This window comes from Sinomonas terricola (assembly GCF_034931225.1).
Taxonomy (GTDB): domain Bacteria; phylum Actinomycetota; class Actinomycetes; order Actinomycetales; family Micrococcaceae; genus Sinomonas; species Sinomonas terricola.
In genome coordinates this window covers 1-15,005 of sequence record NZ_JAYGGQ010000017.1, presented here as the reverse complement: position 1 = coordinate 15,005, position 15,005 = coordinate 1, and the positions used below count along the sequence as shown (strand labels likewise).

Sequence of the window (15,005 nt, the reverse complement as noted above, 5' to 3'; positions counted from 1 at the left end):
GAATCGCGTGGAATTGCGGCCCGGAAAGGACCCCGGCCGGACCCCCTCGGACCGTGTCGGGGGTCCGTGTTTCAATGGGTCCTAGCCAAAGCCAGTGTCGACACCAAGGGGGGGCTGGGCGTGCCAGACGTCGTCGGCGACCATTTCATGCTCCTGAACGTGGTGGAGCGCCGTGGCGGGACGTTCTCTGTCGTTCGCAAGGCGGTCGACGATCGCGACGGATCGTTCGTTGCGGTCAAGCTCCTCCTGTCGGGACATTCCGACGACGTGACGCGCAAGGTCTTCAACAACGAGGCCAAGACTCTGAAGAGCCTGTCCCACCCCCACATCGTTCGCTGCCGCTGGGCTGGCACCGATGAGAGCGAGAACTACGTTCTTGTCTTGGACTGGGTCGAGCGCAACCTCGACGACTTACTCAAGGTTTCGGGGCCCTGGGAGTCCTGGGACCGCCTCGCAGCTGACATCGCGCTGCCCCTCGTGGACGCATTGGCGTATACGCATCTGAAGCAGATCGAGCACCGGGATATCAAGCCTCAGAACGTCCTTGTCACCGATGCAGGTGTCCCCCTGCTTGCGGACTTCGGAATCGCGAAGATCCGAGGCGAAGAGCAGACGACTCTTCAGACCGTCGCAGGTTGGCACTCCAAGCCGTATGCGCCACCTGAGCTGAACGCGGACGTTCGATACGTGCGCGACGTCTATTCGATGGGCGTCCTTCTCATCCAGTGCATGACGAAGGAGCAGCTGAAGGACCTCGCGGGTGTCGAGCGGGCCTTGGAGTCGATCCCTGTCCCGCCTGATGTTCGACGCCTGCTCGGATCCTGCATCGCGACCCAGGCGGACGACCGGCCAAAGAATGCAAGTGATCTTCTCAGTGCCCTCAAGGCAATCCAGCAGCGGCGCCAGGCTCAACAACAGGTCGCGCGTAACCCCATTTGGCTTCGTTTGACGAGATCGGCAATTAGGTCGCTGGGAGGCAGCGACGACTCTCGACGGGAGGCCATCGGCAAGATTCAAGCTGACCTTTCGGGCGACGTCTATGCATCGTTCTTCAACGATCAGGCGTCGGGCCAGCTCCAGCGCGACAGCATTCGTGTCGACGGATCGGCTTGGAGCTTCACTCTGAAGTCCGATGAGAGCGGCGCTACGGTCATCAGGGCTGCAGAACTCGACTTCGAGCGACTTGAGAATCACCGACGGCGGGCGCTACTGCTGCCGCAGGTCTTCGACTGGACGTTCGCGCAGCCGGCTAACCCCGCCCTCGCACTGGCGGGCGTGGCAACCCTGATCGACGCCATCGATGCCTTCTATGAGGCCAAGAACCAGGCAGAAGAGGCTGGCGAGGACGAGCGCGACGGCGATGAGCTCTTCGACACGTGGCGCCGGGTCCTGAACGCCCGCGAGGAACTCGCACGGGGAGAGAAGAAGCCGCTCCCTTACAAGAAGGTGCAGGCCCGCGGCCGCGAGGCCACCTTCACGCTGGAGTCCGCGGTGGACCACGACCTGGTCGGCACGGAGTGGCGCGTGAGAGATCAGGTGACCGACCGCAAGTTCGCCTGGGGCGAGGTCATCGACCACGACGTCGATCGAGTCGTCATCTTGAGTGCGCGGCGCTGGGAGGGCCTGCCCGATCGTGCGGTGCTCGACCCCCACCTCGGCCCGGACGAGGCTGCACTCAACCGACAGCGCCAGGCCGTCGATGACGTGCAGCGGGATAAGTCGGCCCGTCCGGATTTGCGTGAGCTGCTCCTCGACCCCGGCCGGAACACCGAACCGAAAGCGATCTCAATCTCCAAATGGAATCGGGAGCTTGATGACCGTAAGCGGGAGGCTATCGAGACCGCCCTTGGGTCGCCCGACATCTACGTTGTTCAAGGCCCACCGGGAACGGGCAAGACGAGCTTCATTGCCGAGCTCGTGGAGCAGACCCTGAGCGCAGACCCTGAAGCGCGGGTACTCATCGCCTCCCAGACCAACGTTGCGGTGGACAATGCCCTGCAGCGTCTGGCAGATGGCGGGCAGGCGGGCATGGTCAGGCTGGCGAGCGCCGACCCGAACCGCGTCGATGAGTCCGTGCGCCATCTTCTCCTTGATGCCCAGATGAAGCGCTGGGCGCGCGAAGTCCGCAAGAATGCTGAGAGCCACATGGGCGCGCGGGCGACCGAAGCGGGACTTGCCCCGTCGCACCTTCGTGCGGCTCTCGCCCTGCAGCAGCTCTCGGCAACACTGTCCCAGCTCGACTACCTCCAGACCGTCCGGCCCGAGGACGAGGACGAGCAGCGGTCTGACCTTGCGACCTCGCTGACTGAATCGACAATTTCGACATCGGTCCAGGAGAAGGTCGACTCGCTGGCTGACTGGCGCGATGAGCTGCTGGCGGAGGCACAGTCGGAGTTGGGAAGCGACCTGACTCTCTCCGCCGACATGAGCGCTCGGGATGCCCTCAACGCAGTTGAGGCTCTCATCGGCGAGAGCGCCGATGCGCAGCAACTGCTCACTCGCCTTCGGCTCCAAGGCGAGTGGCTGCAGCGGATTTCCTCCGACGCCGGGCTAGCCAACACGTTCCTCGACCAGACGAGCGTCATCGCGGGAACCTGCGTCGGCTACCTGAGGCACCCAGCGGTGCGCCACCTCGAAATCGACCTGTGCATCGTCGACGAGGCTTCGCGGGCGACCCTGACCGAAGCGTTGGTGCCAGTTTCCCAGGCCAAGCGATGGGTGGTCGTTGGGGATACGAACCAGCTGCCTCCCATCGATGAGGAGCTGCTGCGGAACAAGGAGCTGATGAGTGACCATCAGCTCCATCCCGGAGACGTCAAGGAGACGCTGTTCCAGAGGCTGACCGACCGCCTGCCGGAGCACTCGCAGGTCATGCTGAACCAGCAGTACCGAATGATCCGTCCGATCGGGGACATGATCTCGACCTGCTTCTACGGCGAGGAGTTGCGATCGCCGAACGACGGGGGACTAGAGGGGTATCCCCTCGGGTACGGGAAGCCCGTACTGTGGCTCGACACCTCCGCTCACGGCGAAGACCGACGTGAGGCGGCTCCTCACGGCAAGGGCAAGAGCTTCGCAAACCGCGCGGAGGCCCGCATCGTCATTGACCGACTCAAGGTGCTCAATGGCTCCATCGACAAGGAGGTCGTCCAGCTTCCCAAGAGCAGCGAGCAACTTGATGTACTCGTCATCGCGCCATACGTCGCCCAAGTCGCCGACCTCAAGCAGCAGCTAGCTCCCCTACGGGACCGGCTGAGGCATCTTTCGATCACCGTGATGAGCGTGGACGCCGTCCAGGGGCGCGAGTCGGACGTGGCCATCTTCTCGGTTACGCGGAGCAACGCGAGGGCCGAACTGGGCTTCATCGGACCGGATTACTGGCGACGCATCAACGTCGCGCTATCCCGTGCACGCTTCGGCCTCACGATCGTTGGCGACGCGGGTTTCATCCGGGGGACGACCGGCGCATTGAAGAAGGTGCTGACATACATCGACACTCATCCGGACGACTGCGAGCTTAGGACGGCCGAACGATGAGCCTGACCTCAGGGGATATGATCCGGCGCCGGTTCGGCGATCACCGCCCTGGTCTTCAGTTGATCAGCGTCGTCGACGCGGCCTTGCCGGTCACGATGCTCCGCGTCGATGTTCTCGCGCAGCAGCGCAAGCCGCTTCCCCTCCTTGAAGAGTTCATCTTGCGGTTTGTGCACGCGGGAGTCCGCGAGATCGATGAGATCGCAGCGCTCCTCGGACTACGGCGCGACCAGGTTGTGACCACCGTCGCCGACCAGATCAGCTCTAACAACCTCACGCGAGGGTGGAACGGACAACTCGGTCTCACGGCGCTGGGCCTTGAAGCCGCTCGCAATCATGCGGCGGTGCAGCCCGTTCTAACCCAGCTCAACGTGCCCTTCGATCGACTCGTATGGAAGGCCCAGGACTACGCCCGCTCAAGCCTGATCAAGAAGCAGGATGCCCAAGACGCAGGCCTCGAGATCCTGCCTGCCAAGAAGACCTCGCGGGTCGACCTCAACGACCTCCCTGTCGAGCGCTTCAACGAGCTCGTCGAGTCACGCGACGATCGCACACGGCAGGTTGAAGTGCTACGCATTCGGAAGATCGCCTCGCAGAACCTGCACCTGTACATGCCGGCGCAATTGCTCGTCTACGGCGATCCGGACTCTGGCGAGGTGGAGCTGGGCCTTTGCGTGGACGGTGATCTCCAGCCTGCGCACGGGCTTGAGCTTGCGGCCGCTGGCGCCGTCGTGAAGCTCGGCATCTCGGTGGCTCGTCCTGAACCGCGCCCCACGCTCGCTCCCGATCTCGAGGAGCAGCGAGTGGCGATTGAGCAGGTCGAGATCATCAGGGCCGCGGGCGAACAGGTTGCCAAGAGCGACGGAGACCCGGCGGACAAGCCTCAGCGCGTCGAGGACATCGCGGTGCGCAGCGTCGATGTCCATGAGCATCCTCAGTTGCTTAATACGGCGTTGAACGGTGCGAAGAAGCGACTTCTGATCATCGCGCCGTGGGTGAAAGGCGGAGTGGTGAACACTGATTTCGTCGCCGCCCTCGAGCGCCGCCTGAGGGCTGGCGTTGAAGTCCATATCGGCCACGGCTATGGCCCCGATGACAGCGGGTCCGATGACTTCGCGCTTCGCAAGCTCAACAACCTTGCTGCCCGCTACGACAAGCTGCGGGTCGTTCGACTGCAGAACACCCACGCCAAGATCCTGATCTCCGATGACCTATGGGTCACTACGAGCTTCAACTGGTTGTCCTTCAGGGGTGATCCGAACCGGACCTACCGCATGGAAGAGGGCACGCTCGTCCAGATCCCGAACGAGGTCGACAAGGCGTTCAAGCGGTACGTCGACGTGCTCGACGCGGACGGAGTGGACCCGCGCGAGCGCGCCTGACTCAGCCCGCTACTTTAGCGCCTGGCAGCAGGGCACGGGGCTCTGCCGAGAGCACAGGAGCGAGAACGATGGGTAAGTACAGCGGCTTTGACGAGGCACGTGCTGCGCGGTTGAACGTCATCCTCTCTGAGGCCACGAAGGCCATTGTGGCAGCCCAGTCGAGAAAGTTCAGGGAGGACAGCGGTAGCCAGGACGAGATCGATGAGCCCGATTCCGACGATGACGAGCAGGGGTAGGGCGCCTAAGGGCGGGTTGTGCCTTTGTGGCGGCCCTTGAATGGGCTGAAGGCCGCAACTTGCGTGAAGGCGGGGCCGTCTCTTGGAGGCGCCCCCGCCTCGCCTATGCCTAGTCCTGTGCGGGCCGATGGCCTTGGACGTCGGTGTACGGTGCCCGGGCGGTCCAGCTGTACCCTGTGGCGACCGAGACTGTTTTCCTGTTTGCCCGGACGACTTCGCGCCAGTGGCCGCCGATCTTAACTGCGTCGCCCTTCTTGATCTGCTCGGGCCCGTACTCGACGGCCTGGCCACTCGCGAGCTGATCGGCCCGGATCCCCTGCCAGTACGCCAGGGCGTCTTTCTGCTCGTCGAGCTGGGAGAGGATCCGTTCGCGGTACTCGCCCTCGGCCGGCGGGAAGACGTCTCGGTAGGGGCCGCTGACCCGCGTGTGACCTTTGAGCTCGCGTTCGAGCCGGCGGATCTCGGCGCCGAGCTTCTCGATCCGATTGGCGACCGGCTGGGGGCTGTAGCGCAGGGTGTTCGTCCTCGCTGCCGTCTCCGCCCGTATCGCGGCCTGGCCGGCGTCCGCGTCGGCTTTGATCGCCTGTCCTTGCGTGGTGTGGGCGCGTTCGATGTCGCGGCGGTGCTGGCTCTCGCTGCGGTGCCCGATCTTGATCGGCTCGCCGCCCCATGGCAGGCGGGCGTGGGCCGCGTCGGCACGGTTTCGTGCCACGTTGGCCTCGGTGGCTTTCCGGTCGGCTTTGGCGGCCAGGGCCCCGACGCGCTGGTTCTGGCGCGCGAGCTTTCCGGCCTCGACTTCTGCGGTGCTGCGGACTGTGGTGTCGATGTCGGTCTCGACCTCGAATCCTTTAGCTCGGAGGCCTGCGGCCGTGGCGTCGATCTTGTGCGTCTTTGGGTGTCGGTCGCGGCTCATGGGAATGTACCAGGCGTTGATGCTCCGACCCCAGCGCCAGCCATAGGCCTTGAGGATAGGAGCTGATCCGTCGCCGCGGGTGGTTCCTTCGAGCAGGGTCCCGGCTTCGTGCGAGTGGTTGATGATGAGGGTGGTCATTGGATTCCTCCGTAACTCGATCTGACACTCTCAAGCTATCGGCGGGGTCCGACAGAATCGGCTTCAATCACGACCGGTGTTGGAGTGCTGGATTCTCGATCCGCGTCCGCTGAACACGACTTTCAGTCAGAGGCGGAGCGTAAGCCGAGCAATCCCCCGGTTCCGGCTTGGCTCAGGCCGACAAGCGGTGTCAGTTGAAGCCGACAAAGCCACTACGGCTGTTCGTCGATTATCTGCCGCGCGTCCGGGTCCAGGGTCCTGACAAGCATGAACTCCCCATCGACGGTGCGGCTGCCGCCCAGCAACTCCACGACACTCGCGAGTGTCGCCTTATCGATCGAGGAAACAGGACCCTCCAGAGCTGCCTGGATCGCACTCTCGAGCCCTGCCGGGAGGACGTCATCACGAACGCGGACGTTGGAGAGAACAAGCCTCAGGTGAGCTGCGTACTGGTCGGCGAGGAGAGCGGAGAGGAGGATCGCCTGGTATTGTTCGGCGGTCATGCTTGGCATCCGCACCGCGAGCGCATCGGTTTCGTCAACGATATCCGTGGTCGACTCTGCGTGCAGCGCACCCAGTGGGACGCTGGCGGGTTGGCTTTCGTTCTCGTCGCCCTCCTCACCCTTTCGTTGCCCCGACTTGCTTGTGGCCCACTTCCACAGTTTGGAAACGCCGAGCACAGCAGTGTCGACCGCAACGTCGACACCGCGCTCGATATGTGGCCGGAGCGCGTCCATGATCGCATCGCCGAGCTGGTAACGAAGCTCCTGTGCTGCGGTTGGGCGGGGCGGCACGGCAGGGGCGTGCGATCGAACAATTTCGTCGATATCTGCTGGACGTGATTCGGTCGGTCCCAGGAGGTTTTCAGTGTCGTCCTCGCGGAGGAGGTCTCGGTCATAGCCGGGGGTCTCCCTGGAGCCAGGGCGGTGTGTCCCCTCGCGGCGTCGCACCCAGCGCAGCTCTTCATCGTGGCTCATGCGATCGCCGTCCTCATGGCCGAAGTGTAGCCGCGTTCGTTCGCCGCCCGCCGATCGCAGGACACCGCACTGCTCCCTTGGGTTGTGAAGAGCCTCTTGCTGATGGGGGGAGGTCGGTCGTGGCCGGTTCTGTCAGGGAAGGGCGGCCGCCGGGGCCTCGGGCGTGCCCCGACGGCGGCTTGGCCTTCCTAGCGGTGTGATTCGTGTTCGGAGATGACCCGGTCTGCTTCGTCGGCGGCCGCGAGGAGATTCTGCGCCAGAAGACGGGCCTCGTGGGAGGTGCAGCCGAGGGATGGGAAGAATCCGCCGTCGTCCTCCGGTGCGAGCTGGAGGCTTATCCATGGCTCTCCGTCGGCTGTGTCCGGCTCGACGATGGTCTCTTCGTACTTGTAGGGCGGCGGAACCAGCGGGTAGACCGGCTGGCCGTTGACGGTGAGGTGCACGGTCGGGGCTGTCCCGGATTCTGGAGGCGCTGGGGCGTCGGCGGCAACGTGGAGCGCGCCGTCTGCGACCCAGACATTCAGTGCCGCACGGTCGTAGCCGATGTGGTGGGTGACGTTCGTCCAGCCTTCGACCCGGCTGTACTCGCCGTCCTGGTCTGGAATTGTGGCCTTGGTGGGGTGTTCCATGGGGTGCTCCCTCTCTCGATCTGACACCTTCAATCTATCGATGGGGTCCGACAGAATATGCGGCCCCCGGGGGTCCTGGGGGCCTTTTGGTCAGGCATAGTGGTGGGACCAGCGGCCTTGCCGTTCGGCTTGGTCTGCACAGTCTCCGCAGAGCCCGTCGTAGCCCTCTCCGGCGCTGTCTTCGAGGTCGTCGCCGCACTCCGAGCAGGGGTCGAAGCCGAGGGCGTCCGCGTCGTGCCCGAGGGCTAGGGCGAGCGAGCGCCACGCGCGGAGTTCCTCGCGGCTCTGGTCACCCACGCGGGGCAGGCCCAGCTTGCGGGCGTCGAGGGCGAAGCCTTCGAGGAAGTCGCCTCCGTTCCATTCGGTCTTCGACCCGAGGAACGCGAAGTTCTCCAGCAGGATCGCGGCTGCGGCCTCGGGGGCTGCGATGAAGCGGGTGAGGATGTCCCGGGCGAGCGGGTCGGCGGCCTCGTCGCGCATCGTGCGCAGCCTGCGCCCGTGGTCGGGCACGATGGTGGCCGGGTGCTGCCTGCGTACCCGGCCGATGACGTCCCAGAGATTGTCGCTGCCCGAGCCGTCGTGCCCGTTGCCGGGGTCCTTCTCGATGTAGTCGACCAGCTCGCTGTGCCAGCTCTCGGCGGCAGCGAGCAGCTGTTCGAGGTCGTCCCGCGCGATAGTTGCCTGGACCCCTGATGGATTCTCGGTGAGTTTCATTTTCGGGTTTCCTCCCCTTTTCTCGATCTGACACTCTGAGGATACCGGGAGGGTCCGACATAATAAGCCCCGGAGAATGCCTCCGGGGCCGGGTGTCAGTTCTGCATGGCTTTGTGGGCCTGCAGGTTTACTTTTCGTGAAACGATCAGGGGTGCTTCCTCCGCCGTGCTTTCGAATATTCCCGCGAGTGCGTCGCCGGTTTCGCGGTCGATGTTGTTGACGTGGATGATGTCGTTGCCGTCGATCATCACGGCGAATCCGGTTCGGCTAAACCATTCGATGCTTGCTTCCATTGGCCTCTCCTTTCCTTCTGTGATGGGTGATTCAGGTCCCTGCCCGGGATATTGCCGGGGCAGGGACTGTCTTCAGTCTTTCTGCGCGTATTCTTCGACGATTCCGCTGAGGCCGTGTTCTCTGGCCGCGGCTCTGATGAAGGTCATTCGTCCGAAGAGGCGGATGTGTTCCTGCACTCGGAGGCCGAGGAGGTGGTCGAGTGGCCCGGAGATTCCTGGTCGGGTGTTCCTAGGAGGCATTCGAGTGCGTCGGTTGAGTGGTTCTCGTAGACTCCCTCGCCTCGGGTTGGGCAGATGGCATGGATCGCGTCGGCGACGTCGGCGTGGATGACGAGGAACGCCTTCACGGTCTGGCTGCGGCCGTCGTACTTCATTCCGCTACCTCCCGGACGTGGGCGTCGGCGGCGGGCCAGTAGTCATCGGCTGGGGGGACCGCGGTGGTCTCGCCTTCCGGGAGCTCGACGACGGATTCCATGAAGGCTGCGCAGAGCGCCCATTCGCGGCTGCGGTGTGCGTCCACCGCGCAGTGGTCGAAGCCGGACGACAGGTAAGGGGCAATCCTGCTGTCGTCTACTTCGATCAGTGCCGTGTGGGTCACCCGCTCTTCCCGCGAGATCTTGTATTTCCTGATGGCCATGGGGTCTTCCTCCCTCTCGATCTGACACTTTGAGGATATCGGGAGGGTCTGACAAAATAAGCGCCCGCCCGGGACGATTCCGGGGCGGGCGGGATGTGAATATCAGCCGTTTTGCTCTGGATCTTCTTCGTCGCCTTCGGAGACGTGCCATTCTGCTTCGATGTCCTCGTTCGGCCATGGGACTTCGGTGACGACGTACCCGATGACGTTGACGAAATGGTAGCCGAGGATGGCGTAGAGGCTTCCGTCCCCGGGCTCGACTATGGCCCATATCTGATCGACTGGAAAGCCTTCCATGTCGCGGCCGAAGCGGACGAGGTCGCCGCACTCGGTGGGAATGGGCCGATAGGAGCTGTCGAATTCGTCTTCGGGGATGAGCTGCGCTTCCAACTTGGTTCCTCCATTTTCTCGATCTGACACTCTGAGGATATCGGGAGGGTCCGACAGAATAGCGCCCTAATTCAGCTTCCCGGGATTTGTCGGCGCACGCAGTCGAGGCCCCCCACAGGCTCACAGCACGGATCCCGGAGGCGCCCCGCTTGAAAAAACCATCTAAGTCAGATATATTATAAATGTCAGATCGAGATGCACGGAGGACACGATGACCACGATTGACGAGCACATTGGCTCTACGGAGCCGCTGGAAGCCCTCGACACCGAGGAGTTCCGCGGCTTTGTCAGCATCAGCCCCCTTGCCCCAGCCGAGGAGCGGGAAGCGCTCTACCTCGCCAAGGCGCGCGAGAACGAAGGCGCGGCCGCAGCGCTCCTCAACGAGGCAGATGCCCGACTGCGCGCCGCCCGGGCGGCCTCGGCCGCACAGATGGCCGAAGGCCTCGCCGCAGTACTCGCGGTCTGCCATGGCCTCCACGACGGAGCGAAGATCCGTCGGGCCGCTGCAGAGCGGTGCCGGGCCGCCTCGCGCTTCCACGCCGCCTGCCAAGTCCTGAGCAAAGCCCGGCCGGGCTGCCCGTGACGATCCCGGGCCGTCCGGCCGCCAAACCGACACGACGGAAGGACAAGCCATGGGCAAGCAGCCCGCACTCACCCCGTACGACCGCGGTGACCGACTGGAGCCGCACCCTTGGGTACGCGGCCCCATCGCGCACCCCACCACGGGCCTTCCCCGCGTGGTGAACTCCGACGACTACGGGCGGGTCGACTTCGACGACGACGAGGGAGCTACCGTGCTCACGGCCTACGTCGAGCGCAGCGGAGACGGCTACACACTGCACCTCGAGAACGTCGGCGCACCCCTGACAGTCAACGCGCCCGCGGCGGTCCTCCACACACGGTGACCGAGCGGTGACGGGGCGAAGCCAAAGCGCCCCTGCCGGTCGCGATTGGTGAAGAAGGGGATCGGGAGGCCCGCATTTCGCTGGCCTCCCGATTTCTCATTCTCCCGCTGGGGAGGCTGGATGAGATGCCTTGAATCCGTTCTCCCGGTCCCATCCCCAGGCGGCGTCGTCCATGCCACGCCACCGCGGCGGGTGGTCGGGGAAGACGGTGGCCTCGTCCTCGGGCCAGTCCATCGCCCCGAGCTGTCGCTCGGCCCACTGCTCGATGGTCCGGCTGACGTAGAAGGCCTTGCTGCTGGTCCACTCGGGGTGTTCGCAGGTCTGGTAGTCGTAGCAGTGCACGGCCTTGAGGATCTGGACCAGATGCGCGCCCACGAGCGGGGCGCCGCCTTCGACGTCGGCCACTGGCGTCCAGCTGTAGGCGGGGGTCGGTGTTGATTCGCTGTAGCGGTGGTTCACGCTTCGGTGGTTCTCCTCCCAGAGGTCCGTGCCGAGGGCGTCTCCTGCTGCGGCGACGTCGACGTACCGGGGGTTGAATTCGGCGATGCGGAGTGCCACGGTGACCATGAGGTCGATATGGTCTTGGCTCACAATCCATGCGCTCATTCTGTTTCCTCCATTTCTCGATCTGACACTCTGAGAATATCGGGAGGGTCCGACAGAATAAGGCCCGCCCGGGAATTCCCGGGCGGGCGATATTGATTGTCCTGGCGGTGTCAGATTTCGTCTTCCCACGCCTGTTTTCCGTAGGCGGCGCCGAGCCCTGCGAGGTAGTGCTCTGCCGGGTCGATCATCTCCTCCCACGTCGACGGGTAGCCGAGGCGCTCTGCAAGCGTCCCGAGGGCTGCCGCGAGGCCGGGGTCGTACCGGTCGATGGGCAGGGGCTGGCCCTTCGCCCGTCGAGCTTCGCCGTCGGCGAGCCCGATGAGGGCGGCGCGGGCTGCGAAGTAGTCGTCGATGAGCAGGCGCTTCCCGTCGGCTCCGAGGACCTCGAGGCCGACATCGAGGGCAGCGGCGGCCCGGAGCGCGTCGGCGAGCTCGCCGGTCTCGAGCGAGGCCGCGATCCGCGCTATCAGGGACTCTCCGGCGGGTGACATGAGCGGGTTTGGGATTCCGAGCGCTGCGGTGAGCTGTGCTGCCAGTTCCCCGGGGGACTGCGCATGGATGTGTTCATGGCTTGGGTCGACGGCGTTGTAGACGTTGGCCTCGAAGCTTGCGGTCTCTGCGAGGAGCTCGTCGATGATGGCGCGGTACTCGCCGCGGACGCGCCGGGCCTGCTGGTTCGGTGCCATGGGGTGCCCTTCCTTTCGGTCTGAGGGGCCTCGCCGGGCGCTTTCGCCCGGCGAGGCCGAGGGGGTCAGTGGCGGGGGTACGCCGTTCGGGGCTCACGAGCCCATCCGGACATGCCTTGGGCCTTGTTGAGCTGGCGGCTGAAGAACGTGACCGTGCTCTCCCGTGGGTCGGCGTCCGAGGCCATCTCCTCGAGCCGGCGGCAGTTGCGGCCGGCTCCTGCCAGCCACGCGAGGTGTGCCTTCACGGCGAGCGGACCGGCCGCGAGAGGTGTGCCTTCGGCTGCGCAGGCGAGGATGTCGAGCGCGGCATTGGCGGCCTTGGCGCGCCCCCAGTCCGGGGTGACGGAGGGATCGCCGCAGAAGTACGGAGCGAGCGAGGAGATCGGGATCCCCGCGGCCACACTGCGGGCGGTGATGCACATCGGAGCGTCCGGGTCGGCGAGGGCCGCGAGCAGCACGACGACGTCGTCCGCGAGGTCCAGGGTTCCCGTGGCGCGCATCTCGTCGACCGCCTCATCCCATAGGTCCAGCGTGGACGTGAAGTCCGACTGCCGGATCACGGCCTTCGCGAGGGGGACCTCCGCCTCGAGCTTCGCCCGGATCTCTTGGGGGGAGAGCCCGTCGAAGGCTGTGACCCGTACGGAGGCGGGCGCGAAGGGCCGGGGATCCATGTACCCGTGGTTGGCCATCAGGTCCAGATAGCAGCCCGCACCCGAGAGGTGGGGAACGCGAAGTCGCCGTTCGCCTGCGGGTATGGGGCAGTCGTGCCGGGACCGACGAGGTACCCGATCACGTCCGCCTTCCCCTGTGCGAGCTCCAGCACAGCATCGGCGACCCACGAGAACGGCAGGAGCTCTCCGCCTGCTCCAGCGGCGCTCGAATGGACGGCGAGGTAGATGGTGTTGGCCTCGAGGACGCCTCCCCCGCTGCCGTGGTCCGAGAGGACCCAGCGCAGCCCGCGGGCGATCTTCGGGTCAGGCCGCGCAGGGTCGGTGCCCTGGAGCGGAATGACGCCTGAGAAGGCCAGGGCCTGCCCCTCGAATCCGTGGATCGTGAACGAGTCTCCTTCGGAGGCCTCGGGGAATTCATAGAGGCCGAAAGCGATGACTTCGGCGTGGTCGGAACCGTCAAGAGCAATCATGTGGGTTTCCCTCCCTAACTCGATCTGACACTTTGAAGATATCGAGAGGGACCGACAAAATAAGCGCCCATCCCGGCCTCAGACGGGGCACGCGAGGCTCAGGGAGAGAAGAATTCCTGCCTCGCCCGCCAACAGGGCGAAATGTACGAAGGCTCCAAATGCTTCCCGCCACGCGCAATTTCGTTGTACGCGCAATCGCTGCCGGCTCCCTCGCACTTAGGGCCTGCACGGCGCGACCATCGCGAGTCAGGTCCCCGCCGTACCGTCAGGAAAAACCGCGTAAGGGACAGGCAGCAGGGGCCTCCCGCCTGATGGCGGAAAGCCCCTGTTGGGGAGCGGGGCGCTCTAGGCGTTCCACGCTCCGATAACAGCCTCGGGGCTGTAGTCGTCCCTGCGGACGGGCATGATGAGCCCTCGCGCCCAGTCCTCGAGTGCCCAGTAGACGGCCTTGCGGGGGTCCCCCTGGGCGAGGATGCCCACCGGAACCTTCCCGTAGGAGCGGGTGGGGTCGCCCTTGCCGCGGTGGTCCTTGACCTTGCCGACGCGGGCCAGCAGACCCGGGTCGACCGAGATCAGCGGCACGGTGGACAGCTCGACCGGCCCCGCGATGTTCGCGGCCGCTGAGTCGACGAGCGATCCGATCTTGGGGAAGGCCTCGGCATCGTGGAGCGAGACCGTCCCAGTGCTCTCCGCGGTCTGGTAGAGCAGCGTGGCTCCCTCGACCGCGAGCGTGACGGTGTCGTCGATCCGGGCCGCGGCCTTCAGCACCGGAGTCAGCGACTTCAGGGCCGCCGTCGGCACCACGGCACGGAACGCCTCGCCCGTTCCGTCCTCCTCGAGCTCGGCCTTGACGTAGGCGAGCGCGTACCGGTCGGTTGCCCCTCCAACGAGGTACTTTCCGGACACGGTGAGCTGTACGCAGCACAGCACCGGGAGGGTGCTGTCGGTGCTGGCGAACAGGGCCGCGTTGACGAGGACGTTCAGGAGCCGGCCGGCCCGAATCTTCACGGAGCCGTTCGTCTCCGGAGCGCTCTGGGCAACAGCCTCAGCGGTAGTCGTAGTCATGGTGAGGGTCCTTCCTCTCAATTGGTGGATGGGTTGTCTGCCAGAGGGACCGCAACATAGTGGGCTCCCCGGACCGCCCGGGCAACATCCCTCGCTCCTCGGAAGCGAGTCCCGTTGGGATCGCTTGGGCCCCGGTACAGCACCCCGCCCGTGATGCGCCCACTGCGGGCGCCCACATAGACGGAGCCGAAACATCCGCCCCGGCCCGGCTGGTTCAGGAGGAAGACCAGGCGTCCTCCGCGCTTCCGCACATCGACACGGAAGCCCCGCTCCCGCGCATCGCACAGCACACGCTTGGTGAAGCCGTTCAGCAGGGGAGCGGACAGGGCGGGGGACGTGATCATCGGAATTCCTCCCTAACTCGATCTGACATTTAGAAGATATCGAGAGGGACCGACAAAATAAGCTTCCTTCCGAACAATTTGAGTACATCACAGAAAAGTAACGAATCCAGTATCCAAGGCGCCCGCATGGGTGGCCGGCCCCGTGGGGGAGGGTAGGCGCCAGCGTAAGGAAGAACCCGAAAGGGACACCGAGAGAACGCAAGATCCTGACACCTTGGGCTCGGACTTTCGGAAGGCCTTGTATCCCCGAAAACCCGCATGAAAAAGCTACAGAAGGGGGAGCCGGAACCCAAAGCAGCCCACCCAGCACGGCCCGGCCAACGCAGTGCGCAGCACTGCGCCAGGAAGCCCTGCCGGACCGGCTTGCCGGGCCGCCGGGGTGGAATGCGCGCAGCGCATTCCCCTACCCCGCAGG

The 15,005-nt window shown here is 65.0% G+C and carries 19 protein-coding genes; 5 read left to right on the top strand and 14 right to left on the bottom strand.

From position 1 onward, the window contains the following. Positions 1 to 120 precede the first annotated feature (120 nt). Entirely contained in the window at positions 121 to 3,537 is a 3,417-nt protein-coding gene (locus SPF06_RS18610; RefSeq protein WP_323280639.1) for an AAA domain-containing protein, read from the top strand. Between the two features lie 8 nt (positions 3,538 to 3,545). Here the strand turns inward: SPF06_RS18610 and SPF06_RS18605 are convergent, their stop codons facing one another. After that, the gene (locus SPF06_RS18605) at positions 3,546 to 3,710 is read right to left on the bottom strand and encodes a hypothetical protein (protein ID WP_323280638.1); all 165 of its coding nucleotides are present in this window, start codon (positions 3,708 to 3,710) and stop codon (positions 3,546 to 3,548) included. 60 nt (positions 3,711 to 3,770) lie between these two features. On the opposite strand from SPF06_RS18605, the gene SPF06_RS18600 reads away from it, so the two are divergent. Then, positions 3,771 to 4,916, top strand: coding sequence for a phospholipase D-like domain-containing protein (locus tag SPF06_RS18600; RefSeq protein WP_323280637.1), 1,146 nt, complete (start codon positions 3,771 to 3,773; stop codon positions 4,914 to 4,916). Between the two features lie 68 nt (positions 4,917 to 4,984). Then, positions 4,985 to 5,152 (top strand): hypothetical protein, encoded by a 168-nt coding sequence (locus SPF06_RS18595; protein ID WP_323280636.1) that lies wholly within the window; start codon positions 4,985 to 4,987, stop codon positions 5,150 to 5,152. A 109-nt stretch (positions 5,153 to 5,261) separates the two neighbouring features. Here SPF06_RS18595 and SPF06_RS18590 read toward each other — a convergent pair whose 3' ends face one another. From SPF06_RS18590 to SPF06_RS18555, 8 genes are all read right to left on the bottom strand, one after another. Then, positions 5,262 to 6,203 carry a DUF3560 domain-containing protein gene (locus SPF06_RS18590; protein WP_323280635.1) on the bottom strand — a complete coding sequence of 314 codons (942 nt, stop codon included), beginning with the start codon at positions 6,201 to 6,203 and terminating at the stop codon, positions 5,262 to 5,264. Between the two features lie 212 nt (positions 6,204 to 6,415). After that, entirely contained in the window at positions 6,416 to 7,180 is a 765-nt protein-coding gene (locus SPF06_RS18585) for a hypothetical protein (protein ID WP_323280634.1), read from the bottom strand. A gap of 188 nt (positions 7,181 to 7,368) precedes the next feature. Beyond that, complete coding sequence (locus tag SPF06_RS18580) at positions 7,369 to 7,809, bottom strand: hypothetical protein (RefSeq protein ID WP_323280633.1); 441 nt, start codon at positions 7,807 to 7,809, stop codon at positions 7,369 to 7,371. Between the two features lie 90 nt (positions 7,810 to 7,899). After that, positions 7,900 to 8,523: a hypothetical protein gene (locus SPF06_RS18575; protein ID WP_323280632.1), complete on the bottom strand. Its 624-nt coding sequence runs from the start codon at positions 8,521 to 8,523 to the stop codon at positions 7,900 to 7,902. 95 nt (positions 8,524 to 8,618) lie between these two features. Further along, positions 8,619 to 8,816 carry a hypothetical protein gene (locus SPF06_RS18570; RefSeq protein WP_323280631.1) on the bottom strand — a complete coding sequence of 66 codons (198 nt, stop codon included), beginning with the start codon at positions 8,814 to 8,816 and terminating at the stop codon, positions 8,619 to 8,621. 143 nt (positions 8,817 to 8,959) lie between these two features. Then, entirely contained in the window at positions 8,960 to 9,190 is a 231-nt protein-coding gene (locus SPF06_RS18565) for a hypothetical protein (RefSeq protein WP_323280630.1), read from the bottom strand. Next, complete coding sequence (locus tag SPF06_RS18560; protein ID WP_323280629.1) at positions 9,187 to 9,453, bottom strand: hypothetical protein; 267 nt, start codon at positions 9,451 to 9,453, stop codon at positions 9,187 to 9,189. The genes SPF06_RS18565 and SPF06_RS18560 overlap by 4 nt, the downstream gene beginning before the upstream one ends. 102 nt (positions 9,454 to 9,555) lie before the next feature. Continuing rightward, positions 9,556 to 9,843: a hypothetical protein gene (locus SPF06_RS18555; RefSeq protein ID WP_323280628.1), complete on the bottom strand. Its 288-nt coding sequence runs from the start codon at positions 9,841 to 9,843 to the stop codon at positions 9,556 to 9,558. Positions 9,844 to 10,054: 211 nt separating this feature from the next. Between SPF06_RS18555 and SPF06_RS18550 the strand changes: the two genes are divergently transcribed. Both SPF06_RS18550 and SPF06_RS18545 read left to right on the top strand, forming a co-directional pair. Continuing rightward, positions 10,055 to 10,426, top strand: coding sequence for a hypothetical protein (locus SPF06_RS18550; RefSeq protein WP_323280627.1), 372 nt, complete (start codon positions 10,055 to 10,057; stop codon positions 10,424 to 10,426). A gap of 49 nt (positions 10,427 to 10,475) precedes the next feature. Continuing rightward, positions 10,476 to 10,748 (top strand): hypothetical protein, encoded by a 273-nt coding sequence (locus tag SPF06_RS18545; RefSeq protein WP_323280626.1) that lies wholly within the window; start codon positions 10,476 to 10,478, stop codon positions 10,746 to 10,748. A gap of 96 nt (positions 10,749 to 10,844) precedes the next feature. On the opposite strand, the gene SPF06_RS18540 is transcribed toward SPF06_RS18545, so the two are convergent. The 5 genes from SPF06_RS18540 to SPF06_RS18520 form a co-directional block, all read right to left on the bottom strand. Beyond that, entirely contained in the window at positions 10,845 to 11,354 is a 510-nt protein-coding gene (locus tag SPF06_RS18540; protein WP_323280625.1) for a hypothetical protein, read from the bottom strand. 110 nt (positions 11,355 to 11,464) lie between these two features. Beyond that, positions 11,465 to 12,040 carry a hypothetical protein gene (locus tag SPF06_RS18535; protein WP_323280624.1) on the bottom strand — a complete coding sequence of 192 codons (576 nt, stop codon included), beginning with the start codon at positions 12,038 to 12,040 and terminating at the stop codon, positions 11,465 to 11,467. A gap of 65 nt (positions 12,041 to 12,105) precedes the next feature. After that, a complete protein-coding gene (locus SPF06_RS18530) occupies positions 12,106 to 12,729 on the bottom strand; it encodes a hypothetical protein (protein ID WP_323280623.1) in 624 nt (207 codons plus the stop codon). Next, positions 12,729 to 13,181, bottom strand: coding sequence for a hypothetical protein (locus SPF06_RS18525; protein ID WP_323280622.1), 453 nt, complete (start codon positions 13,179 to 13,181; stop codon positions 12,729 to 12,731). Before SPF06_RS18525 ends, SPF06_RS18530 begins: the two co-directional genes overlap by 1 nt. Positions 13,182 to 13,526: 345 nt before the next feature. Continuing rightward, complete coding sequence (locus SPF06_RS18520) at positions 13,527 to 14,246, bottom strand: DNA polymerase III subunit beta family protein (RefSeq protein ID WP_323280621.1); 720 nt, start codon at positions 14,244 to 14,246, stop codon at positions 13,527 to 13,529. Positions 14,247 to 15,005 lie beyond the last annotated feature (759 nt).